The 22,889-nt window shown below is 54.8% G+C and carries 20 protein-coding genes and 1 tRNA gene; 13 read left to right on the forward strand and 8 right to left on the reverse strand.

The annotated features are described in order from the left end of the window. Nucleotide 1: 1 nt before the first annotated feature. Entirely contained in the window at nt 2-1,084 is a 1,083-nt protein-coding gene (locus ACR0JB_RS12695; RefSeq protein ID WP_254437414.1) for an alcohol dehydrogenase family protein, read from the reverse strand. Further along, on the reverse strand, nt 1,081-3,537 hold the full coding sequence (locus ACR0JB_RS12700) for an FAD-dependent oxidoreductase (protein WP_170397027.1): 2,457 nt from the start codon (nt 3,535-3,537) through the stop codon (nt 1,081-1,083). Before ACR0JB_RS12700 ends, ACR0JB_RS12695 begins: the two co-directional genes overlap by 4 nt. A 68-nt stretch (nt 3,538-3,605) precedes the next feature. Between ACR0JB_RS12700 and ACR0JB_RS12705 the strand changes: the two genes are divergently transcribed. The 8 genes from ACR0JB_RS12705 to ACR0JB_RS12740 all read left to right on the forward strand — a co-directional run bounded on the left by ACR0JB_RS12705 (nt 3,606) and on the right by ACR0JB_RS12740 (nt 12,841). Beyond that, nucleotides 3,606-4,493 carry a MurR/RpiR family transcriptional regulator gene (locus tag ACR0JB_RS12705; RefSeq protein WP_170350755.1) on the forward strand — a complete coding sequence of 296 codons (888 nt, stop codon included), beginning with the start codon at nt 3,606-3,608 and terminating at the stop codon, nt 4,491-4,493. Continuing rightward, nucleotides 4,490-5,578 (forward strand): aromatic ring-hydroxylating oxygenase subunit alpha, encoded by a 1,089-nt coding sequence (locus ACR0JB_RS12710; RefSeq protein WP_170350756.1) that lies wholly within the window; start codon nt 4,490-4,492, stop codon nt 5,576-5,578. Before ACR0JB_RS12705 ends, ACR0JB_RS12710 begins: the two co-directional genes overlap by 4 nt. 19 nt (nt 5,579-5,597) lie before the next feature. Beyond that, the gene (locus ACR0JB_RS12715) at nt 5,598-6,416 is read left to right on the forward strand and encodes an aspartate racemase/maleate isomerase family protein (protein ID WP_170350757.1); all 819 of its coding nucleotides are present in this window, start codon (nt 5,598-5,600) and stop codon (nt 6,414-6,416) included. 20 nt (nt 6,417-6,436) lie between these two features. Further along, nucleotides 6,437-7,177, forward strand: a complete 741-nt coding sequence (locus ACR0JB_RS12720; RefSeq protein ID WP_480789963.1) for a sulfotransferase-like domain-containing protein — start codon at nt 6,437-6,439, stop codon at nt 7,175-7,177. 17 nt (nt 7,178-7,194) lie between these two features. Then, nucleotides 7,195-7,578 (forward strand): carboxymuconolactone decarboxylase family protein, encoded by a 384-nt coding sequence (locus ACR0JB_RS12725; RefSeq protein ID WP_170350759.1) that lies wholly within the window; start codon nt 7,195-7,197, stop codon nt 7,576-7,578. A 424-nt stretch (nt 7,579-8,002) separates the two neighbouring features. Further along, nucleotides 8,003-8,473: an aminoacyl-tRNA deacylase gene (locus ACR0JB_RS12730; protein ID WP_170361221.1), complete on the forward strand. Its 471-nt coding sequence runs from the start codon at nt 8,003-8,005 to the stop codon at nt 8,471-8,473. Nucleotides 8,474-9,708: 1,235 nt separating this feature from the next. After that, nucleotides 9,709-10,848, forward strand: coding sequence for an arylsulfotransferase family protein (locus ACR0JB_RS12735; protein ID WP_170397021.1), 1,140 nt, complete (start codon nt 9,709-9,711; stop codon nt 10,846-10,848). Nucleotides 10,849-11,437: 589 nt separating this feature from the next. Then, nucleotides 11,438-12,841 (forward strand): mechanosensitive ion channel family protein, encoded by a 1,404-nt coding sequence (locus ACR0JB_RS12740; RefSeq protein WP_170397019.1) that lies wholly within the window; start codon nt 11,438-11,440, stop codon nt 12,839-12,841. A gap of 98 nt (nt 12,842-12,939) precedes the next feature. On the opposite strand, the gene ACR0JB_RS12745 is transcribed toward ACR0JB_RS12740, so the two are convergent. Together ACR0JB_RS12745 and ACR0JB_RS12750 are read right to left on the reverse strand one after the other, a co-directional pair. After that, nucleotides 12,940-13,344 (reverse strand): calcium:cation antiporter, encoded by a 405-nt coding sequence (locus tag ACR0JB_RS12745; protein WP_174821469.1) that lies wholly within the window; start codon nt 13,342-13,344, stop codon nt 12,940-12,942. Nucleotides 13,345-13,526: 182 nt separating this feature from the next. Next, nucleotides 13,527-15,431: a DUF3604 domain-containing protein gene (locus ACR0JB_RS12750; protein WP_170397017.1), complete on the reverse strand. Its 1,905-nt coding sequence runs from the start codon at nt 15,429-15,431 to the stop codon at nt 13,527-13,529. A gap of 302 nt (nt 15,432-15,733) precedes the next feature. Between ACR0JB_RS12750 and ACR0JB_RS12755 the strand changes: the two genes are divergently transcribed. Continuing rightward, nucleotides 15,734-17,314 (forward strand): tannase/feruloyl esterase family alpha/beta hydrolase, encoded by a 1,581-nt coding sequence (locus ACR0JB_RS12755; protein WP_170397016.1) that lies wholly within the window; start codon nt 15,734-15,736, stop codon nt 17,312-17,314. A 398-nt stretch (nt 17,315-17,712) separates the two neighbouring features. On the opposite strand, the gene ACR0JB_RS12760 is transcribed toward ACR0JB_RS12755, so the two are convergent. The 3 genes from ACR0JB_RS12760 to ACR0JB_RS12770 are packed head-to-tail and all read right to left on the reverse strand — an operon-like array spanning nt 17,713 to nt 19,898. After that, nucleotides 17,713-18,177: a CoA-binding protein gene (locus tag ACR0JB_RS12760; protein ID WP_170350251.1), complete on the reverse strand. Its 465-nt coding sequence runs from the start codon at nt 18,175-18,177 to the stop codon at nt 17,713-17,715. A gap of 3 nt (nt 18,178-18,180) precedes the next feature. Continuing rightward, a complete protein-coding gene (locus ACR0JB_RS12765) occupies nt 18,181-18,546 on the reverse strand; it encodes a 2Fe-2S iron-sulfur cluster-binding protein (RefSeq protein WP_170377340.1) in 366 nt (121 codons plus the stop codon). After that, entirely contained in the window at nt 18,543-19,898 is a 1,356-nt protein-coding gene (locus ACR0JB_RS12770) for a selenium-binding family protein (protein WP_170377337.1), read from the reverse strand. Before ACR0JB_RS12770 ends, ACR0JB_RS12765 begins: the two co-directional genes overlap by 4 nt. Nucleotides 19,899-19,968: 70 nt before the next feature. Between ACR0JB_RS12770 and ACR0JB_RS12775 the strand changes: the two genes are divergently transcribed. From ACR0JB_RS12775 to ACR0JB_RS12790, 4 genes are all read left to right on the forward strand, one after another. Further along, nucleotides 19,969-20,730: an IclR family transcriptional regulator gene (locus tag ACR0JB_RS12775; RefSeq protein WP_170397014.1), complete on the forward strand. Its 762-nt coding sequence runs from the start codon at nt 19,969-19,971 to the stop codon at nt 20,728-20,730. Between the two features lie 96 nt (nt 20,731-20,826). Next, nucleotides 20,827-21,180: a putative quinol monooxygenase gene (locus tag ACR0JB_RS12780; RefSeq protein WP_010437910.1), complete on the forward strand. Its 354-nt coding sequence runs from the start codon at nt 20,827-20,829 to the stop codon at nt 21,178-21,180. A gap of 589 nt (nt 21,181-21,769) precedes the next feature. Then, entirely contained in the window at nt 21,770-21,982 is a 213-nt protein-coding gene (locus tag ACR0JB_RS12785; protein ID WP_170397012.1) for a helix-turn-helix domain-containing protein, read from the forward strand. A gap of 271 nt (nt 21,983-22,253) precedes the next feature. Then, nucleotides 22,254-22,616: a hypothetical protein gene (locus ACR0JB_RS12790; protein ID WP_170397010.1), complete on the forward strand. Its 363-nt coding sequence runs from the start codon at nt 22,254-22,256 to the stop codon at nt 22,614-22,616. A 170-nt stretch (nt 22,617-22,786) separates the two neighbouring features. Here ACR0JB_RS12790 and ACR0JB_RS12795 read toward each other — a convergent pair. Then, nucleotides 22,787-22,863, reverse strand: a tRNA-Met gene (locus ACR0JB_RS12795). Nucleotides 22,864-22,889: the final 26 nt, after the last annotated feature.

Raw genomic sequence — 22,889 nt, forward strand, 5'->3', positions numbered from 1 at the left:
GTCACGGGATCACCACGATGTTGCCTGTGTGTTGTTTGGCGATAAAGGCCGCCTGTGCCTCACGCAATTCTTCCAATGGATAAGTAGCCGCCAACGCAGGCTTGATCTCTCCGGCCTCGATGTATTTCACGAGGTTTTGCATGACTTGCGGGTCGATCACGGTCGAACCTGTGAAGGTCAAGTCGCGCAGGTAGAAAGTACGCAGATCAAACTCGACCATCGGCCCCGCGATCGCACCCGAACAAGTATAGCGCCCGCCGCGTTCCAGACTGTCGATCAGGTTCGGCCAATAGGGGCCACCGACCACATCGGCAACTACGGTAATCTTTTCTGACCCCAAAGCCGCGCGAAGGTTTTCCGGCGCACGGGGCAAAATCCTGTCGGGGCCTAATTTGGCGACGTCTGCGTGCTTGGTCTCGGACGCCATTGCGATCACACGCGCGCCGCGCCGTTTGGCCAATTGCACCAGTGCCCCACCAACGCCACCCGAGGCGCCCGGCACCAACACGGTGTCCTTGTCGGTCACGTTGGCGCGGGTCAGCATGCCTTCGGCGGTCGAATACGAGCAGGAAAACGTCGCCAGCTCCGCATCCGTGAGGTCTGATTTGATCGGCACCGCATTCACCGCAAGCGTCGTGGCGTATTCGGCAAATCCGCCGTCCCGCTCGGACCCATAGTATCCGGTTTTGTCCTTGTCGCCTGGATCGTGCGGATCACGCAGCCAGCCATCGGTGATCACGCGCTCACCAATTCGGGCGCTGTCGACACCATCGCCGACGGCCACGATCTGACCGCAGATATCGGCGCCCTGAATGCGCGGGAACGTGATTGGCGCGCCGCCCCATGTCGGGTCATCTTTGCCCACTTCTTCAAACGCGCCACCCGTTGTCGCATCCGTCACCGTTTTGGAATACCAACCCGAGCGTGTGTTCACGTCGGTATTGTTCAAACCACAGGCCGCAACTTTGATCAGCACCTCGCCCGCGGCGGGTTCCGGGCGCGGCCAGTCCTCATGCAACACCATTTGTTCAAGGCCACCATGGCCCATCGTGACCATAGCTTTCATTGTATCGGGCAGGCTCATTGTGCAGTCTCCAGCATGGCGTCGGTACGGGGCAGCAGGCTGTCGGGGTCATAGGCAGGTTCACCCAACACGCGGGCCGCGCGGGGTTTGCCGTGGATCACGACCTGCAACGCGGTGCCGGGGGTTGCGGCCTCGGGCTTGATATAGGCAAAGGCCAGAATCTTACTGACCGTATGGCCATAAGCCACCGAAGCCGTCGAGCCCACGACGCGGCCATCCAGCGTGACCGCTTCGCCGCCATGGCCGTCGATCTCTCCGTCGGGTTCAATCTCAAGATAGGCGCAGATCCAGGGCAGATCAGAATTCAGGGTCTTGTCTTTGCCCAGATACTCCTTGTCTGTGCGCGCAAAGCGCAGCACATCAGCCTCGGCCAGAGTGACCTCGTTGGTCAACTCACCCGCACCTTTGAAGCCCTTTTCCATCCGCATCACGTTCATGGCAAAGCTGCCATAGTCGGCGATGCCATGAGGTTCGCCAGCGGTCCAGAGCGCGGTATAGACGTCGAGGCAGGCGGTGTTGGGCATGTGCAGCTCCCAGCCGAGTTCCCCGGCATAGGACATGCGGAAGGCCCAGACCTTGTGCCCCGCGACGGTGATCTCCTGTGCCGACAGCCAGCGGAAACCGGCATTGCTCAAATCCGCATCAGTGCAGCGGGACAGTACGTCGCGTGACCGGGGACCGTTCAGTGACAAGGCCGACCAGTCGGCAGACAGAGCGGTGATCTGCACATCCTCATCAGCACACTGGTGTGCCAGATGATCCAGTAGGCGTTGTTCAAAGAAAGCTGCACAGACCAGATAGAAGCGGTCCTCTGCCATGCGGACAATCGTCGTCTCCAATTCGATCCGCCCGCGTCGGTTCAGCATATGCGTCAGTGTGATGGAACCGACCTTTTGCGGCATCCGGTTGGCGGTCAACCGGTCCAGCAAGGCATAGGCGTCCGGGCCAGAGACCTCGACCTTGGTGAAAGCGGTGACATCCATGATACCGACGCGTTCGCGGACCGCTTTGACCTCAGCTGCGACCATGTCGTCTGCCGGCGTGCGGCGGAAGGAATAGTGATCGCGCTGTTCGACCCCGTCCCGTGCGAACCAGCGGGGGCGCTCAAAACCATACACCTCCTCATGCACCGCGCCTTTGGAGTTCAGCAGTTCATACAGCGGCGACGGCTTGATCGGGCGGCCTTCCAGGCGATTGAAATGCGGGAAAGGGATTTCATGGCGCAGGCAGTAGTCTTCCTCAGCCTTGATCACCTGCCAGTCCTTGTTGGCATACGCCCCAAACCGGCGCGGGTCGAATTCGCGCATCGAAATATCCGCCGCCCCATGCACCATCCAGCGCGCCAGCTCGCGGGTCAGACCTGGCCCCCAGCCGATGCCGATCTGCGTTCCGCAACAACACCAATAGTTCCGAACACCCGGCGCAGGGCCGATCAACGGGTTGCCATCGGGGGGATGCGAAATCGCGCCATGTACGTCGCGCTGAATGCCCAGTTCAGCAAAGATCGGCATCCGGTTCAGGCTTTCTTCAAGCCACGGCATCACCCGGTCGTAGTCCGCATCGAACAACCAGTTTTCGTATTCCCAGGGGCAATGATCATGCCAGACCGAGTTCGGGTTCTCTTTTTCGTAAATCCCGATTAGTCCGCGCTGCTGCTCCATCCGGATATAGCCCGAGACTTTGCGGTCATCGCGGATCACCGGCAGTTCGGTGTCCAGGTTCTGGAACTCCGGCACCGGTTCGGTCACGAAGTAATGGTGGGTCATCGAAGTCATGGGCAGTTGTAGCCCCGACCATTCGCCCATCTGACGGGCATAGGTGCCGCCAGCGTTCACCACATGCTCACAAGTTATGGTGCCCTGTTTGGTCTCTATCACCCACTCCCCATTCCCAGCCTGCGTAATGTTGGTGGCGCGGCGGTTGCGGAAGATGCGCACACCCTTTTGACGCGCGCCAGTTGCCATCGCCATGGTGACATTGGTCGGGTCCACATGGCCATCGTCGGGCGTATGCAGCGCGCCCAACACGCCGTCGAGATTGTAGAACGGGTGCAGCTCCGCCACCTTTTCGGGGCCGACTAATTCGATATTGAACCCAAGCGAGCGACCAACGGACAGGGTGTGGCGCAACCAATCCATCTCATCCTCAGTATAGGCCAGTCGGAACGATCCGCAGCCATGCCATGTCACCGGCTGGCCGGTCTCTGCCTCAAGCGCACCTGAATACAAACCGATGTTGTAGTCCACACATTTGCCCAGCCCAAAGCTCGATGTTGAATGTGTGATCTGCCCTGCCGCATGCCAGGTGCTGCCGCTGGTCAGTTCAGCCTTTTCCAGCAGGACAGTATCCTCGCCCCACCCTTCATGCGCCAGATGATAGGCCAGACCGACCCCCATGACACCTCCGCCCACGATCACCACGCGGGCATGTGACGGCAGATTCTTCTCGGACATGATTTTTCCTCTTCCCGAGTCGCGTTTCTGCTCGACAGGCTAATTCCACAAATGTACCATCGTCAATCATGAATGACACAAATGTATCATCAATCGTTCTCGACCGCCTCACCGAAGAGTGGGACGCCCTGACGCCCGAGGCACAGAAAGCCGCGCGTTACGTGCTGGAAAACCCCACGGATGTTGGGGTTTCGACCGTGCGCGAGATTGCCGAGGCTGCCAATGTGAAACCCAACACCTTCGTGCGGATGGCTCGGCAGGTGGGCTTCGAAGGCTACGAGGATTTTCGCGCCCCATTTCGCGACGCGATTCGCCAAGGCACCGTGTCGTTTCCCGATCGCGCGCGCTGGTTGCAGACCATTGGCAAGTCGGGTGAGCTGGGCGGCCTTTATGCCGATATGATCGGCGCCGCGATCCGCAACATCGAAGACACCTTTGCCGGAATCGACGCCGACCGACTGAAAGCCGCCGCCGAGGATATCTGGAATTGCCGCCAGATCTTCACGCTGGGCGTTGGCGTCAATAACGCGAACGCGCGCAACTTTACCTATCTGGCCTCTACGGGCATGAAGCAATTTCACGCCATCCCTCGCCCCGGCTCGACCCCGGTCGACGATCTGGCCTGGGCCGACGAACAGGATGTGCTGATCGCCATCACCTGCCACCCCTACCGGACCGAAGTGATCGACGCAATTAAACTGGCGCGGCAGCAGGGCCTGACTGTCATCGGCCTGTCCGACAGCCCCGCCAGCCCAGTAATCCTGAACGCGCAGCATGGCTTTGTCGTCGCTGCTGACACGCCGCAATTCTTCCCGTCCTCCGTATCGACAATCGCTTTGTTGGAAACGCTGCTGTCCTTCGTGATCGCGGTTTCCAGCGATGAGATCGTCGAACGGGTGGAACGGTTTCACCAACGCAGGCACCAGCTTGGCCTTTACGCAGAGGAGCCCGAATGAACGCCCCGCTGACACGTTCGCTTGATGCGCGATACTACACCGACCCTGCGATTTTCACGCAAGAGATGCAGGGCCTTCTGGCCCGAACATGGCAATTCGCCGGACACGTGGCGCAAGTCCGCGAAACAGGGGACTACTTTGCCTTCACGATTGCCGGGCAGAACCTGTTCTGCATTCGGGGTCGCGATGGAGAAATCCGCACCTTTTACAACGTTTGTCAGCATCGAGCGCACGAGATGGTCACCGGCGCCGGAAACACCCGCGTCGTCGTCTGCCCCTACCACGCGTGGACATATGAATTGTCCGGCCAGCTGCGCGCAGGGCCCAACATCAAATCCGTCCCCGGCTTTGACCGTAGCACCATCTGCCTGACCTCTGTCCGGACCGAAGTGTTCAACGGCTTCATCTTCGTCAATCTCGACGATGACGCCGCGCCAATGGACGAATGGTACCCCGGCGTGCGCGAAGAAATCCGCGCCTTTGTGCCTCATATCGACGATCTGGAACCGCTGGAATGGGTTGAGATTCCGGAAAACTGCAACTGGAAGGTCAGTATAGAGAATTATTCGGAATGTTATCATTGCCCGACTAACCACCCGACCTTTGCCGAAGGCGTGGTCAAACCCGAGACCTATGACATTCAACCCGATCCAAGCGGCGGCTACGTGCTGCGCCACACGACGGAATGCCAGAGCCTCGACAAGATGACCTATCCCATCGACATGTCGGTGCCTCATGCAGGTGATTATCAGTCGTGGTTCCTGTGGCCGATGTTTTCATTCCAATGCTACCCGGGCAATGTGCTGAATACTTACCACTGGCGCGCGGTCGATGCCGATCACTGCACCGTCTGGCGCGGCTGGTATACCGAAGGCGGGTCGGAAAGTGCGGTGATCCGTCAATTGGCCGTGCAGGATCGTGAAACCACGGTCGAAGAAGATATCCATCTGGTCGAAAGCGTTCACCGGGGCCTGAAATCCCGTGGCTATCGCCCAGGTCCACTGGTGCTGGACCCCAGATGCGGTGTGATGTCGGAACACTCGATTGCCCGGTTACAACAATGGATGCGTGAGGCGGTGGACTGATGATCAAGGTGATCCACCCATGCTGATGCCCGAAGACTGGCGACCGGAGCACAAGCTATTTCCGCATCAGGTGGGCTTTACCTCTCCACCGTTCGACTTCGATGCGGCTCCATCCGATTTCCTGCGCATCAGCCCGGGCACCGTAGGGGTACATGGCTGGATGCTGCATGTCCCCGACTATGTGCATGGGCTGGATCAGCGAAAACAGAATTTCGGGATGCTTGAGGATTTTGCCCACTGCATGTCCCGAAACGGCGTCGATGTGTGCGGTCAGGTCGGGTCGAACTGGGTGCATGCCTGCGGGCTGGGCGTTGAAGGCGTACGACAGCATTGCGCGGATCTGTCCGACAAATACGGCACGCAGTTTCATATGGCAGGATACGCCATGATCGAAGCGCTGCGCGAGATGAATGTGGAAAAGGTGGCGTTGAACGCTGCCTATCATTGGCCGGAATGGTGGCAAGGCACAGTCGGGTTCCTTCAAGAAGCCGGGTTCGATGTTTTGTATGCCGGCAATTTCCACGATCAGGGATGGTTTACCAGCCAAGAAGATGTGAACAGCTATCGCTGGGTCTTTGAAGGCGATCTGGCGCTCAAAAGCTTCGAATACGTTGCCGAGCAAGCCCCGAATGCCGATGCGATCCTTATCAACGGCATGTGCAACTTCCGCACGGGTCCGAACGGTCTGCCACAACGCCCCCTGCATTTGGTAGACGATCTGGAGGCCGCCTTGGGTAAACCTGTAGTCGGCCACGACATCGCGCTCTATTGGCGCATCTTCAGATCCCTTGACTTGCGGCCCGCGACACCATTGGGTCGGCTTCTGAAAAGCCTGTAGATCAAAGAGGGCTGAAACCCATGCACAAAATACTCGCGCTTTGGGCGGTGCCCCGATCCACTTCAACGGCCTTTGAATGGATGATGCGCCAGCGCGGCGATCTGGATTGCCTGCACGAACCCTTCGGCGAGGCGTGGTATCAGGGAGAAGACCCACTTTGGCACCGGTTCAAACCGGGGGATGTCACAACGCCCGGTCTGACGCTTGGGAAAGTGTGGCAGAACATCAAGGCCCGCGCCGAAAATGCGCCGGTCTTCATCAAGGACTTTCCGCACTACATCAACCATATGTGGGATGCCGAATTCCTGTCCCACTTCAATCATGCCTTCCTGATCCGCGACCCGGCCAAAACGATCACCTCGATGTTCAAGCGTTGGCCAGACTTCGCAGAAGGAGAGGTTGGCTTCCCCGAACAGCGCGCCTTATTCGACTTGCTAACCGCCCTGAACGGCACCCCTCCGCCTGTGATTGACAGCGATGATCTGCTGGAAGACCCCCGTGCAATGACAGAGAAACTCTGTGACGCAGTGGGCATTCCTTTTGTCGAAGACGCCTTGACCTGGGAAGCCGGTGGCGATCCTTCGGCACATAGCTGGTGGGATGGCGGGTCGTTTCACGCCAATCTCGCGAACTCGACCGGGTTGGCGCCGCAACCTCGCAAATATGTGTCAATCGAAGAGGCGCCTGATCGGGTCAAACAGGTGCATCGCCGGATGAAACCGCACTATGATCACCTCTACAAACATCGTCTGACGCGCTAAAGAACCGGAGGCCCCAAATGGCAGACATTTTCGACGAAGACCTGTTCCTCAAAGGGTTGGAGCAACGCAAAGGCACGCTCGGGGCCGAATATGTAGAAAAGAACCTGGCGTCCGCGGATGACTTTACGCGCCCGTTTCAGGAGGCCATGACAGCCTGGTGCTGGGGCTTTGGCTGGGGCGACAGCGTGATCGACGCCAAGACCCGATCGATGATGAACCTGTCGATGATCGGCGCGCTGGGGAAGATGCACGAATGGGAAATCCACTGCAAAGGCGCGATTAACAATGGCGTCTCGAAAGAGGAAATCAGGGCCATCATCCACGTGATCGGCATCTATTGCGGTGTACCCCAGGCGCTGGAATGCTTCCGTGTGGCGCGAAAGGTGCTTGAAGCCAAATAAATGCTCAAACTAGTCAAATTTAAACAGGCATGACTGGTTCAGTATCAGGCTTCGGGCCCTAAGTTTATAAGTATATCGACAATCTCGCCGCGCCTCGTCCCGATTAAGGCGTGTCGGGCAGAGCGAGGGGCAGGCTGCAAGAATTTTTTGACACGCGTTGTCGTCTCATACGATCAGGACGCCAAGAGCCATGTGCTAGATATGCATGGCAACCTTATCACCGCAACAAACAAGGTAAGCAGAGCCCTCCCAACCTTCTTTAATACTTGAACAGCCTACATCAGGGTTGATCATTGCGACTGCACCCCCCTTGCCGGATCGACTGATTGGGCGCACAATATGAGCTCATACACAAAATTGCGCCCTGGGTGCGCACCGTGACACGCTTCGCGTCCGGGACGCCTTCTATGAAATGGAGGGCACCATGACTATTGCATCTCGTCTGAAACACCATTTGGACTCCCAGGGGCTTCCGTTTGATACTGTCCCGCATCCCTATGCCGCTACTGCAAGCGAATGTGCCGAAGCGGCACATGTTCCCGGCGACCACCTTGCCAAATCCGTCTTAATACACATGGAAGAGGGGCCCATACTTGCAGTGCTGCCCAGCAACCATCAGGTCGACCTCACAGCTCTGCAATCGATGATGGATCGGCGCCTTGGTTTAGCTCCTGAATCCGAAATGCGCGAATTGTTTGATGATTGCGCCCTTGGCGCGATACCACCTGTGGGCGATGCCTATGATCTGCCGACTGTTGTGGACAACAGTCTCACTGGCCTCGACAGGGTTTGGTTCGAAGCTGGAGACCACCAAACTTTGATTGAAATGCGCGGGAAGGATTTCGACACGATGATGAAAGACGTTAAGCACGGCGCTTTCTGCTGCATGCATTAAGCTCTGGCGTGTTTTTTCGCTGATTTACCCCGCTCCGGCGTGGTTTTTCTCAGCTACGGGATTATGATTTGCCTCACCTCTTTGTGTTATGGTTCTGACGGGTTGAGGGTGTTAAGCGATTGATCTTTTTGGATCAATTTTAGTTTGAACGGGGAGGATTGAGTTATTCCGACGCTGGTTGCGGGATTAGGATTTGAACCTACGGTCCAGCGCTTTGCGCGTTCGTCAGGTAATCGATCCACTGGATCGATTTCTGTTCTTCCTCACCCTTCAGGTTATGAGCCTGCCGAGGTTTGATCGTTAAGCAAGCAGTCCAGTGGACTGTTTGTAGATCGCGCGGGCTTTTTTTGGATTTTGGTTGCGGTGAGAGGATTTGAACCTCTGACCTTCAGGTTATGAGTTAGCAAGACCAGCGAAATGATGGTGCAAAAGTCAGCCGCCAAAACCAGGACAACCCGTCGAAGGTCCCAGGCATCATAGCCCGCTAAGCCGTAAGGGATTTGGTTTGCGGAACCCATCAGGGCCAGCGGTCAAAGCCGCGCAAACAGGCCGGACACACGACTGCTTCTGACAAATGCACGAAATCAGCTCAAAAATGTCTTGCTATGCAGGAGCCATCCACACAAGACCTTCGCCGCACTAGCAGCCACAAAGCAAGGTCGACTGGCAGGAACGCGGACAATCCGGTCGTTATTCTTTTGGTCTATTACCAATCAGATCGAACAACCAGCCGCTAGAAAATTGCATTGACTTAGACGCTTACTGTCAACATTTCGGTGCGCTCTCTTCACTACTGCTACCCTGGCAAACGGGTAACGTGAAACCCGCGTGCGGCGGCTCTTAAGTGGTTCATGAGTGCCGATCATGGCAGTACCGAATTTCCCTAAAAGGAAATTGACGATGGCACCGAGAAGCTGATGACGCGGTTCGGACCAATGGCCAAATTTTGTGACTTTTTCCCTTTATAGATTGAATTTAGGTTTACAGCTGACTTATGAGGAACCTACAGTTTGTGAATCATGTTCAGTAAATACTTATTCTTTCTAAGCCTCTCGGTTTTAGTATTTGGTGGCGCTTTTCTTTTTGGAGCTTACGCACATAGAGGTGACTATTTTCCAATTCCTCAGTTGAGAACGGTGTACCACACTTTGCACAGCGATTCTGCTATTGCCGACTTCGTTGGGGATCCACGCAGGCACCATTTGCAACCTTCACGAGGGCAAGGGTCAGGTGTTGTGACCAACAAAGCGGCGGATTCTGAAGCGCTTATTATGTTGGTCGGCTTTTTCGACGACGAGAACCAAGTCCGTGTAATTCATAGGGATGGTAGCCTGAAGTGGAAATGGTCGTTAAATTACTTCGATCACTTCCCTGTAGCGGAAACCCGCGTGTGTGACGTTGAAACGCCGCTTCGTTTAGATATTCATGGCGCGCATATTACGCCAGAAGGTGAAGTCCTCGCGAACTACGAGTACTGCGGGACAGTCAAGGTAGATCGTTGCAGTGGGTTGGTTTGGAGCATAAGTAAACCTACCCATCACTCGCTTGTGAAGGCAGAAAACGGTGGCTATTGGATTTTAGGGCGACATATATGGAAGGCAAGCGAGTTTCCTGACCGTTTTCCCCCGTTTTCAACAGCAGCAAAAAATCAAGACATTTTAGAAGACACGCTGATGCGCGTCAGCGAGGATGGAGAAATTATCGAAGAGTTCTCCATTCCACAGCTCCTCGTCGACAACGGTATGCTACCGCTACTCACTGCCAATGGCGAAAACTTCACAACTAAGGACGTCCTTCGCTCAGAAATTGTACACGCCAATCAGGCAAACGAATTGCCTGCGGCGATGGCGGATGCCTTTCCATTGTTCGAAGCCGGGGACATCGTGATTTCAATGCGCCAACTTAATTTGGTTGTCGTTCTGGACCCTGAGAACCGAATTATCAAATGGCATCAGACTGGCCCATGGCTGCGCCAACATGACGCCGAATTCCGCCCGGATGGTCGTTTGTCAATCTTCAACAATAACGTCTTCCGTACCGCTTACTCCCGCGAACGTACTCGCCTTGACACCCCATTCAAAACCAACATCATCGTCGTTGATCCCGTTACACGAACCACAGAAGTTGTTTTTGGCGAACAGCCCGATCAGAAGCTACTTTCGGTTATTAGAGGCCAACATCAAATTGTCGAAAGCGATGGTGTTCTGATCACCGAGTTCGACGCTGGACGCGTTCTTGAGATCGACCGGAACGGTCAAGTTGTTTGGGAGTATGTTAACGATTTTGACGAGAACAATGTGGGAGAGATCACGAATGCCGCCATCTTGCCCTTAGACTATTTCAAGACCGAATTGGCTCCATGCACAGACAATTAGCATTTGTGCGGGTAATCTCTGTTGCGGCTCTGCCACAGGGTTTTTCTTGCCCCGTTTGCTTCCACAGTGCTTCCACTGCAAATAGCACAATGCAAAAAGCCTCGCCTGATGCAATTTTAAGTATTTGATATTATTAGTTATTCGCTGGTTGCGGGAGGGCGCAACCGCCGTTGTCGAACGCAGTTAAAATGCGTGGTAAAAGCGTATTCTTTCTGAAAGCAGACGTTCCTCTCAAAACACTTGTATGACCGCATTGAGCCCCATGTAGACGTTCATTTGGAATATCGGCGCTGCCACGCAGCCAACGACTGCTCACCATCTTCATTGAGAACTAGCTCGATGTTTGTGTGCCGCAAATTGGGAGTTCCGGCCGCGGTTTTGACCTCAGAGTTGCACCGATTTCGCCGCAAAAAAAGGAACTCGAAAGGTTCCCAAGACTCGGGCGCGGAAGGACAGGGCAAGTCCGGCTCATGTCAAATATAATAGGTTTGATCTTCGGTCGCGAGAATGCCGCTGGTTCTCGGCACTTGAAGCAACACTGTCCAAAAGGTACTGATTGCAGCCAGCTTAGAAAATAGGGATGGTCACAGTGGAAACATTCCGCATCTTCCACCACACTCGATCAGTAGGTCGTAGAAACACACCAGCCAGATCGTTTGATGCGTCTATTGCCGTACACATTTTTGCATTGTTGCTGTCTTTGCTACTGGTCTCGATGCCGTTCTCGGTCGCATCCCAAACACAAGATCCCTCGACTCTAAGCGTGGAAGAATCGCCAGAAATTGTTAGAAATCAGACTTACATCGAGGCTGCGACCGATCCAGATGTCAGCAATGCTGATTTAAGGAAAATGTTAACGCCGCTAACGGCTGCGGAAATTTCACAGGTCACTCTAGGTTGGCAAAAAATCCTTCAGGAGAACGTACAAAGAGCCGTTGATATTCAACGTTCGCTCAAAGATTTGGACAGCAATGAAACGCAAATAGCGCGAGCACAACTCATTGAGCTGAATGACGAAAGAACCCGCATTCAAAGGAACTACTCCTCATCCTTGCAGGCCTGGACGAAGAAGGGAGGGTCAGCCGAGGAAACCAAACCGTACCGCGACTACCTTTCTGCTTTGGTGTCCGAACTCATTTACGTAACAGACAACTGGACACTAGTTGAAACCGCTTTCCGTTGGATGTTCTCGAGCAGTGGTGGCCTTGATTTCATAAAGAAGATTGGGATCGTATTGGTTTCGATTTGGGCGATCAGATTTTCTGCCCGCTTGCTGCGTCGAATGACCAAGAAAGCCTTGGATCGGCGGCGTGGGTTATCAGCGGCATTGAAAAAATCTGCTCCCCAAGCTGTTTACTGGGGAACATTTGCTGCCGGGCTGATGCTTCTTCTGTCTGGACTGGGATTTTACCTCGCACCTATTTTGACTATCTTCGGCGGTCTGTCGATTGTCGTTGCGTTTGCGATGCAGGAGACTCTGGGGAATTTGGCGGCCGGCTTGATGATCATGCTGTTCAAGCCATTTGACTTCGGGGACTTCGTTGAAGTGTCAGGAGTTTCTGGCGAAGTTTATGGTATGAGCATCATATCAACAACCATTCGAACCTTTGATAACAAGTTCATAATTGTCCCGAACTCGACGGTTTGGGGGGACGTGATAACAAATGTGAACGCGGCTGAAACACGCCGTGTAGATATGGTGTTTCGAATTGGGTACGAGGATGATGTCGATAAGGCCAAGTCTATTCTGATGGAACTCTGCGCCAACCATGAAAAAGTACTAAAGACCCCCGCGCCAGCAGTTTTCATGGCCGCAATCGACGAGTCATCCGTGAACTTGAACTGTCGACCTTGGGTGGCAACCGCCGACTATTGGTCCGTATACTGGGACCTTATCGATAAAGGAAAGAAGGCCTTTGATGCCGAAGGCGTGTCCACACCGTTACCGCAAAAACAGGTTCATATTGTCGACAAGTCGCAGCAAGCTTCATAGCAACGGACAGAAACTTTATAACCCAAAGTACAAGTGCTTTTTGGTGAGCGCTAAAATGAGCCTAGATCCTTAAGTGTCAAAGATCAGAACCACGAAAGTTATGATGGCTGCCAAGTGTACGACCCCTGCAGCGAGTTGGTACGGGTTCCCACAAAGGTGACTATGCTGATTGCCAGCGTCAGAGCGAGCAGAGCAATTTCGGCTGGTTCCAGGCCTAGTTCAATTGGAAGGCCAACCATTGTTGAAGCGACAAGGACCGCCGGCATAGTCAAGCCGATGGTCGCGACGGCTGAACCAAAGCAGATATTTACGGCGCGTTGCAACTGGTTGACCCGGGCGAAATCCAGAGCCGCCAACACGTCATGCGTCAGGATCATGGCCGCGACCAGGAACCCGCCCAGCGCCACAGGCGCACCAAGCTCCGCGATTATAAAGTCAACATATACAGCCGGCATCTTGGACAGTAACACGATCGGGAGCATTGCCAGCAGTAGGCGGGCCACATGATGGCCAACACTTTTGGCCTCCAAATTTTGAACTGACGACCCGGCCGTTGTCGGAATAGCCAGCCCCCCGACTTCCTGACGCTTTTGTCCGGTCGACAGCAAAACCAAAACTAGGAATCTGGGCCAAATATCTGCGAAGCGTTTGGGCGGAGCAACCGCTGCTAGAGAACGGCTTCATGTCAGCCTTGCGGTGAGTACCAAATAGGCGACGTATAGGCGCGCTCCTGCTGCTCCATGATTGCATCTTCCGGCAAGTTGAGACGGCCAAAGTAGGCCTCGTCGTAGGCCAGCCATGAGGGCGTCGGGATTTCCAGGACGCGCACGTAATAGTAAGCTCTCTGCGCAGGATCGAACTCGGGGTCGACCCAATGACCACCGAGGGCAGCTGAGCCAATGGTGTTTGTGTATTTCGCGCCCTCCACGGTGCTACCTACAGGAGGTAAGTTGCCCGCAGCGTCGAGTTCCCTTTCCCCGGCCCATGCCGCGTTGAAGACCTTTGTCCGTGGTTCGCCATCGATATCGACCCATCCCTTAATGATCTGGATACGATCGAGGTTAGCGCCGTCAGGATCTCGAAGTGCGCGGATCATCAGTTTCGGCGCGCCGCCTTCCGGCCCGGAGAAAAGATTGCCCCCCATCGGCACGCCCCGTGCATAACCCTCGGCGGCAAAGTTAGGGCGGTGGACCTCGTCGGATTCAAAGTCCCAACCAGCGAAGACCCGGACAGTCATGCGCGGCCCGGTTGTCGCGTAAACTTCCTTGCGGTTGAACGCGTCCCAGATCGCTTCTCGCGTGTTTTCTCTCGCCCATGCCGCGGCCAGACCGGAAGCCAGTGTCTCATAGTGGCGCACGGCGACTTCTTCGCCAAGGAAATCAGGCTGGATAAGGAACTCGTCGTAGCGGTCTTCGCCGCTGCCTGGTTCACCGGCCGCGGCTTTTCCGAAGTAATTGTCCTCGCGCGCAGTCGCAAGAGAAGTGTGGCTGTCAGTTGCCCCGATCATCCCGAACTTGAACGGATTGACGCCTATTTCTTGCTCGTACTTCAACCCTCGCGCCAAAGCCGTCCGCGCGTACTCGCGCGGCAACATCTCGGGCAATTTCAACTCTGTCCCGAAATTACCCCGATCCCAGGAGTAGTAGTCTGCGAATTCGTCATTCGGCGACAGCATCGGGTGGGTTTCTCCATCGCCTTTGATTTGGGTGACTTCATAGAGCGGCTCCCACCGCATGCGGCGCTCCGCGTATTCTGCGTCAATTGGCTCGCCATTCTCACGCACATCGTTGAACATCAGTCCGTTAGAAAGGTTGCCGTTGTGCGGAAAGGCCATGACCCGGCCGCCAGTGCGCACCTCGTAGGATTCCATCCAGTCCCAGAGATCTTCAGGATCGGAGCTATCGTAGTTGGAGAAGGGCACGATGTCAGCCACCTTGTCAGCGTTGTCGCGGAACATAACCACCCGGTGCAGATTGTTGGCATCCCGCGAGGACGTCCATTCGAAACCATGCAGAGCGGTAAAGACACCCGGTTCGTTGTAGTGCTCGGCGGTTTCGACAATCCGGTTGTAGAATGTTCGGGTCAGATCGTCGTCATCGAGCGGGTCTTTGTTGGCCATCATAGACTCACCCCATGTGACATAGGCGGCTAAGTAATCCCCGGCCTTGACCAACCGATGAACCTCCCGGCCCCAAGGGTTGGCCAGAAGCTGCGGGTTCGACTCCGAGATCATGGGTGCGAGGCCCAGATTCTCGGCATGATCCGCCACAACAAGGAAGTCCAGCGGACGTACCAGCTGGGCAAATTCACCTAGCGAGCCTCGGATCTTCTCTCCGCGCGCAAAGCGAAAAGCCTCGTCAGGGCCAAGCACGTTGCCTAGCATCCCAGCGTCAGTCGAGTAGGAAGTATGCAGATGGGTATCTCCCCAGAATACCCGATTAGGGAAGGACTGGTCGACAAAAGGCGAGAAATGCTTTTGACCCAGTTGGACATCCTCCGGATTGACGGCGACGTCGCCCACGTACGTTTGGGCGAAACCAGCGCCAGTCATCAGCGCGCTTAAACTAATGCTTGTCAGTATCGATTTCATCGTCACGTCGCTCCCACTTCACCCTCACCGAACGAACGTAACACGAAGGTTCGGCGAACGAAAACGATGGAGGTGAACGCCAGGTCGCCACATTTTTGAGCGACCCACGTGCAATAGTCCAACACCCGCTCAAAATCCTCGGTCGCTGCGTGTCAACCTAGCAGCTGGTTCGGTCTTGACCCGGTCGTTTGTGGATTTGTGTCAGGTGACTGGAGTGCGGTGTTTGGCGGCCATTCGACCGCCTTGTACAATTGGCTGGAAATTGTAACTCTCGCTGGGCCGCACTCTAGGAGATCCAGTTAATGCCCCTTACGCATATCAAAAACTTCGTGGCTAGCGCTCTGGTCGGTGGCTTTGTCGCCGTCGCATCTGCCGCCAATGCCGTCGATTGTAGCGTTGAAGCAATTCCAAATCTCCCCGATGTCAGGATTTTGAGTGCAGAGGTAGTGCCAGATCCGGCGGCACACTGCCGAGTTGTCGGTGAAATCGGTACTGAGACCGGATTTGAACTGCTGCTTCCGGACGACTGGAACGGAAAGTTCATAATGGGCGGAGGGGGCGGGTTTTCCGGCGACTTCAACAATGCGGCATTTTTGGCGGGGAACATTCTCGGTGAAGGATGGGCGACTGTCACAACGGATACAGGCCATAAGGGCAACAATGGTGACGCAAGCTGGGCGCTCAACAATCTTGAACGGCAAGTAAATTTTGGGTTTCAAGCGGTGCACCGGACGGCTGTCACCGCGAAGGCGATCATCGCCGAGTTTTACGGATCGGAAATCGAACGAAACCTGTTCTATGGGTGTTCCCGCGGCGGCGGTCAGGCCTTGATGGTGGCGCAGCGGTCGCCGGACCTGTTCGAAGGGATTTACGCCGGTGCCCCAGCCTATTCCTGGACGCAGGAACTGGGCGGTCGCTGGTTGTATGACGCCATGAACATGTTCCCCGATCCGAACCAGATTGTGACGCCGGTACTCGACGTCGATGCCCAGGCGCTGATCGGGAATGCAATCATGGACGAATGCGACGCGATAGACGGGCTTGAGGACGGGATATTGAATGACCCGCGTCAGTGCACTTTTGACGTTTCAAGCCTGCTGTGCGGGGACGGTCAGGCGAACCAGTGCCTGAGCGAGAAACAGGTCCGGGTTGCGGTGGACCTCTACCGCGAGGTGGAGTTTGGCGGCTCGTCATGGCCGGGCATGCCTATGGGTGTGGAATTGCCCGGCAACCCGCTCGGCTGGTCATTGTGGAACACCGGCGGTTACGTCGAGGGTACAGACGTCGACTTTCACCCCGGCGAAGAGAACGCGGAGGAAGTGTTCCCTGCCCCCCCTATGCCGAACGCGACGTGGGGTTTTGCCATGGGGATGTTCAGGTACTTTTTCCTCAGCGATCCGGATTGGACTTACGAGGGTTACGATTTTTCGGATTTCGCCCATCATGCCGCGCGCGTCAGCCCGACGCTCGACGCCGACGATCCGAACCTCTCCGAGTTTCGGGGCAATGGTGGAAAATTGATAATCGACAACAGCTGGATGGACGGATCGATGTCCGCATACGGCACCATAGACTACTACGAAAAGGTGCTTGAGTTTGATCCGGCTGCGCGCGAGGACGTGCGTTTGTTCGTCCGTCCTGGCGTCACCCATTGCCGGGGCGGGCCGGGACCGGACGGTACAAACTACATCGCTGCGCTGGAAGAGTGGCTGGACACAGACTTAGCGCCAGAACACCTTGATGCACCTTATGTCAATCCGGTCACACGTCAGCCTACCGGTCAAGGCGGACGGATCATCTGCGCGCACCCGACCGTTGTGACGTATGACGGCTCTGGCGATCCGAGTTCCCCAGACAGTTTCAGTTGCGAGATACCGGAGTGAGATAATTGAGCTGAACCCTTCGGGATGCCTGGGCTTCAAGTCAATGAATTAGTTGTCGTTGTTTCATAGGTCTGAATACTAGGGCGCTGAGGGTATGGATCCGAGGGAACTGTGTGGTCCGGATGTTTTGATAAAGTTGTACGACCTGTTTGAAGCAACTTCGCTGCGTCTGCGTCAGGTAGCTTCGTCTCGCAGAGCCGTCATTGGAAGTTCATCAAGTCAATGCCTACTTCGCGGACAAAGCGGCCTTTGGTTCTCCGAACAAATCGGACATTTTTGGTTTTAGACTAGGCGGTTGTGTAGAGTGACAGGATTACTTGTCTTCTCTTCCGTAAGCACAATATCTCAATTGGCACCCTCATTGGATGCTGAGAAGGCCGCTACCAATCGAATTTCCATCATATCTTTAGGTCCAGGCGCGGCTTCCAAAAAGGGCGGAAGAGTTCAATCTTGGGGCATCGGTTCATCACGACTTTAAGGCCCGCCGCTTCGGCGAGTTGCGCTGCTTGGTCGTCGTACACACCGATTTGACCCCAAAGAACTTTTGCCCCGATTGCGATAGCCTTCTCGGCAAAGCCATATAACTCTTCCTTTGGACGGAAGACGTCAACCATATCAACATGTTTGTCGATCTCTTCCAGCGAGTGGTAGACCTTGAGTCCTCTAATTTCCGAAACATTCGGGTTAGGATTCACTGGTACAATATCATAGCCTATTTCACTGAGCTGTCGCAGAACGCCATAACTGAATTTTGTTTTGTCCGCGCTAGCCCCCACCATTGCAATGGTTTTGACCGACTGCAGGATGTCGGCTAGGTACTTGGGGTCGTAATCGTAGATGCGGTCGATATCTGCTTCGGGCATCGGTTAACCTTCCTTCGGCGTCGCAATGTCAGCCTTGAGTTCGTGGGGTTTGAGAGGGTCGAGAAACGGATTGCGGTACAGCTTGTCATGGCTCTCGACCCCGATCTCAAGCGTGATGTCGGATGTCGGACGTGCAACGCAAAGGATCACATAGCCGTTCGCGATTTGCCGATTATTCAGCGCAACCTGTCGGCGCTGATCGATCGCGCCAGTCTTTAGTTTTGCCGCGCAGGTAATGCAGCCGCCATACTTGCACCCAAAAGGCAAGTCGACGCCCTGTTCTCTCAGCGTTTCCAGAAGTGGACGCCGCGCATCCACACAGTATTGCGCGCCATCTCTGTTCGCGATCGTCACGGTATACATAGTCATAGCCAGATGTCGCTTGTGCAATCACCGCCCGGATACCGGCTCTCGTGACAGCGCGATGGACCATTCGGTTCTTTGCCAAAGTCCACAATGAAATCCTCGTTGATCTTCATGCCACCGTTTTCAGGGTCGCAATCGATCATCACCATAACCCCGCCCTTTTCGCGGATCTCGGGATAGAACTGGTTATCCCAAGTCGAAAACAGCGAGGTCGTGACATAAAGCCTTCGTCCGTCGAGAGAGAGCTGGAACATTTGCGGACCACCCGCGACCTCGACCCCGTTAACGATCGGAGCTTTACCCAAAAGGCCCCCCATAAACACTTGGCCGGTCAGCTTGGGATTATGCGGGTCGGTGATGTCATACTGGCGCATATCTCCATGCAGCCAATTATTCAGGTACAAGTATTTGTCGTCCATCGAGATCAGGATCGCCGACATAACCCCCGGCAACGGGATCGGCCATTCGGGGTGCATCTCGTTTTCCACGTCGATGATCTTTTCCCACCGCCACTTTTTAGCATCGTCTTGCCACCAATGGATCACATTGGTCGAAAGAGCTGCGCCACAGAACCCATGCGTGCTGTCGGGGTCATGGTGGAACTTGACTTCCAGCGGCAACAGCCCGTCTTCACCCAAATAGAAGCTTTCGACCGGTTCGCGCTTTTCGAAATCCCAAAAATGCAGCTCCCGCCCATATTTCAGATGGCCCACTTCTTCCAGATCGAAGCCCGGCATGAAGGTATTGGGCGCAGCCCATTCGGAACTGACCATCACGTTGTGGCGCGGTTGGTACCAGAAATCGTAGCCAAACTTGATATCGCCCATCGAGGTTTCCCAGCGACCGACGATGTTGAACTCTTTGTCGAGATGCAGATAGCCTCCAGGAGCTTCACCCTTGGCATTTCCAAGGAAGGAAATGATGATTTCCGAGCCCAAACAATGCACCGTATGCGGGCCCGATAAATCTGCCTTGGCCTTGATCTCGGCTCCGTCGATGACCTTATGCAACCGCGGCGCACGCGGGTCAGTGGCTGTATCAACGATGTGAAGGTTGTTAGAGCGTACGCCTGGCAGGATCAGGTATTTGCGGGACATCGAGCCGTCGTCGTGACAGGACGAACAGGCGTTCCACCCCATGTGGTGAAGCTCGTCCCCAATCCCCGGCATTTCCAGCCTATTGATTACCTGAGAATAGGTCGGGCTGTCAGGGTCGACATCCACAGTAGCAAGGTAATCAGGTTTCTGGATCCCTGTCCCGGTGTAGATGGCGATCGTGTAGAGTAGCTTTTCTCGGGGGGCTTTGATGGCTTCTTGCGGACTCTTGAAGCCCGGTCCACAGCATTGTCCATCCATCGTGTGCTCCTCCCTTGATTCCCTAAATTGTATCGTATATCGAAAACTTAGTTATCATAAAGTGAGAAAAATGCATCTCGAACGATTAGCGCTGATTTTGGAAATCGTGGGTCAAAAAGGACGTGCGTCCGTAGCGGATATCTGTGCCCAGTCCGATATACCTAAACCGACGGCCTACAGGCTGGTTCAAGACCTTGTTTTGTCCGGCCTCCTTGAAACACCAACCCGCGGTGAGTTCGCGATTGGGATTAGGCTAAAGCGTATCACGTTGAGCGATCACTCTGATCCCGCTCTTTTGCAGGTGATTGCGCCTGTCCTCTCTGGCGCCGCGAATGACTATGGCGCTGCGTTCTTCTTGTCTCGGCTACGGGGCCATTGGGTTGAGATTATTCATGTGGAGACACCGCAGACGGGCGTGTCTTTTCTTCATCCAGGTATGGGCAAACGACCAATGCACGCGTGCTCTTGCGCCAAGGCAATCGCCGCCGTGTCGCCTGAGCTGCTGTCTCAAGACCGATTGGATGGGCAGCTTAAGCGGTACACAGATCGCACGATTACAGACCCTAAGGATCTGGCCGCGGAACTCGATGTCATTCGAGCCAAAGGGTATGCCGTATGTGTTGAAGAGCTCGAGCGCGGGATCAGTTCTGTCGCAACAACGCTGACCAAAACAGGTGTTGGTGCGACGCTTTCAATCGGCGCTACCGCGTCTCTTCGGGTGTTTACACCTTCGAAGCGAGAAAAGATTGGCCATACACTTACCACAATGTCACACGAACTTGCACGCGCGCTAGGATGGGGTGAAGCAGATAAAGAAAGGATACCCGCTTAGGTTCATGGGTATCGCAGTGCTGTAGGTTAACGCCATCCAGCAGGACTGGTGTGTTTTGCGACCTTCGCCGCTTTTAGGTCAATGAAGGAGACAAATATGGACGATGCAATGTTTGGTGGGTTCTTCGTGATCAACGTAAAACCTGAGTATCGGCAGCCCTTTTTGGACGCCAGCATCTTCCAAGCGCAAAATGTTGTCAGTGAAGAACCCGAAGTTTTCCAGTTTCATATTATGGTGGATGAAACAAACCCAAATCGTTTCTATTTCTACGAAGTGTTCAGGAACGAAGCCGCGGTCCAAGATCATTGGGAATCTGAAACCTTCAATAACTGGTTGAACACTGTCCGAAAGATGCTGGATGGTGAGATTGAACTTGTTGCCAGGATGCGCTCGCTTTTTCCGACGCCAAAAGGTTTCGAGGCGCAAAAAGCAAGCCTGCTACTATGGTAAAATTGACCGAAGTTTAAGATTTTCGTCCGTGCGAGAACATTACGGGTTTTGGTGCTGGTCCGCTTTGGGCTCCAAGCAGTCGCTCGGTGGACTGCATACGAATGGCTGCATTATTGTGAGAAGCATCCATTACGAAGACTATGAAAAATCTGCCATAGTACTTTCGATCTCACGGCAACCCAAATTTCTATAAAAAGCAAATAAAACAATAGGTTGATATAACTTAACGCGTCAGATAAACTGAAAGAACTATCAACCTACCAGCCGTGATGGCTGGGCCGCCAATATTGGGATTGGACAGGACGGCACTTCGTCCTCGACGCACTCGTTGGCAATGATCCTGATCTCGTTTGAGGTCAATGTTTTGTTGTCTGGAGTGCGCTCCGAAGCCAGAACATCGCGATCATTGTCTCGAGCGGTTCCTTTATAAGGAACGTATCGATGACGTGTTCGTCTTCTGCACCCAAGGGCAACCCGCCCAATTTTTCTATTCCTGAACCCCTGATCAACCTTGTGCGGCTGTTGGCCCGCGAGGCAGCGCGGTCGGATTTTGCGGAGCGTTGCAACAGTTGCAACGCGGAGGTGGATCATGGTTGATCTGCCGATTTCAGAGGATGCCGCTTATCTCAGCGTACGCGATGTCGCCGCGTTGTTTCGCATTAGCACCAAGACAGTTCGCCGCTGGATCAAATCCGGCAAACTGCCTGCAACTCAGTTGGGCCGTGATTGGCGCGTCGCCCGTAAAGATCTGCATGCCCTTGCCAAGCAACGCGGCAATCAGGCTGCGGCACATGTTCTCTAACATATTTACAATATTCGCCTTTTTCAGCGTTCGGGAAAACGGGGACACGAACTTTGGATATAAATTCACGCCCTTGGTTTCCCGAATGTCCGCAAGAGGGCCGCCGTGGGTCTGCATGTCCCCAAATGTCCCCTTTTGTCCCCAATTTTAAAACCGGAGAGGTTTATCATGACACATCACCAAGAGATCCAGCTACCGACAACACTGGCCGAGGTTCTGGACGTTCTGAACGTCAAATCCAGACCCCGACAAGAAACGTCAACAGTCCAAGTTGTCCGCGATCTCGCGCGTCAGCACATACGTGAACCGTCCTCCGTCGGACATTCCGACAGACATCCCGCAACTGCGCAAACTGCTGGCATCGTTGCATCCCGCCGCCTGCGGGGTGAAGCCCAACACCCTCAGCACCACCAAAAGCGATCTGGCCAGTGCCTTGCGTGCGGTTGGGGTGTTGCAGGATTTTGAAGCCAAATCTGAACTGACCCCGGAGTGGGACACGTTTCTGACGACTGTGCAGTCGACCCATCAGGTTTGGGGTTTGATGCGGTTTGCTGCATCCCGGATTGTCCGATGTGTATCGGAAACAAGTCGCCAATTTAACCACGGCATTGCGCGATCCCTCTTCGCAGGTTGAAGCGACATGCATCATTCGCGGGCTGCTGTCTGAGATAAGGCTGATCCCGGATGATGGGACGTATACGATTGAACTTGTTGGGGAACTGGCGGGATTGCTCGCGTTGGGTGCGTCCGACAATGAACAAAGCCGCCCTGAGGCGGCTCGTATGACACTGTGTTCGACTGCAATGGTTGCGGGAGTAGGATTTGAACCTACGACCTTCAGGTTATGAGCCTGACGAGCTACCGGGCTGCTCCATCCCGCGTCAGTGTCAGATTTGTATCATCGTTA

The sequence above is a fragment of the Ruegeria sp. BI7 genome (assembly GCF_056537925.1).

Coding starts and splice junctions, on each gene's coding strand:
- ACR0JB_RS12695 (WP_254437414.1), bottom strand. CDS start 1,084: ATGAGCCTGCCCGATACAATGAAAGCTATGGTCACGATGGGCCATGGT.
- ACR0JB_RS12700 (WP_170397027.1), bottom strand. CDS start 3,537: ATGTCCGAGAAGAATCTGCCGTCACATGCCCGCGTGGTGATCGTGGGC.
- ACR0JB_RS12705 (WP_170350755.1), top strand. CDS start 3,606: ATGAATGACACAAATGTATCATCAATCGTTCTCGACCGCCTCACCGAA.
- ACR0JB_RS12710 (WP_170350756.1), top strand. CDS start 4,490: ATGAACGCCCCGCTGACACGTTCGCTTGATGCGCGATACTACACCGAC.
- ACR0JB_RS12715 (WP_170350757.1), top strand. CDS start 5,598: ATGCTGATGCCCGAAGACTGGCGACCGGAGCACAAGCTATTTCCGCAT.
- ACR0JB_RS12720 (WP_480789963.1), top strand. CDS start 6,437: ATGCACAAAATACTCGCGCTTTGGGCGGTGCCCCGATCCACTTCAACG.
- ACR0JB_RS12725 (WP_170350759.1), top strand. CDS start 7,195: ATGGCAGACATTTTCGACGAAGACCTGTTCCTCAAAGGGTTGGAGCAA.
- ACR0JB_RS12730 (WP_170361221.1), top strand. CDS start 8,003: ATGACTATTGCATCTCGTCTGAAACACCATTTGGACTCCCAGGGGCTT.
- ACR0JB_RS12750 (WP_170397017.1), bottom strand. CDS start 15,431: ATGAAATCGATACTGACAAGCATTAGTTTAAGCGCGCTGATGACTGGC.
- ACR0JB_RS12755 (WP_170397016.1), top strand. CDS start 15,734: ATGCCCCTTACGCATATCAAAAACTTCGTGGCTAGCGCTCTGGTCGGT.
- ACR0JB_RS12760 (WP_170350251.1), bottom strand. CDS start 18,177: ATGCCCGAAGCAGATATCGACCGCATCTACGATTACGACCCCAAGTAC.
- ACR0JB_RS12765 (WP_170377340.1), bottom strand. CDS start 18,546: ATGACTATGTATACCGTGACGATCGCGAACAGAGATGGCGCGCAATAC.
- ACR0JB_RS12770 (WP_170377337.1), bottom strand. CDS start 19,898: ATGGATGGACAATGCTGTGGACCGGGCTTCAAGAGTCCGCAAGAAGCC.
- ACR0JB_RS12775 (WP_170397014.1), top strand. CDS start 19,969: ATGCATCTCGAACGATTAGCGCTGATTTTGGAAATCGTGGGTCAAAAA.
- ACR0JB_RS12780 (WP_010437910.1), top strand. CDS start 20,827: ATGGACGATGCAATGTTTGGTGGGTTCTTCGTGATCAACGTAAAACCT.
- ACR0JB_RS12785 (WP_170397012.1), top strand. CDS start 21,770: ATGGTTGATCTGCCGATTTCAGAGGATGCCGCTTATCTCAGCGTACGC.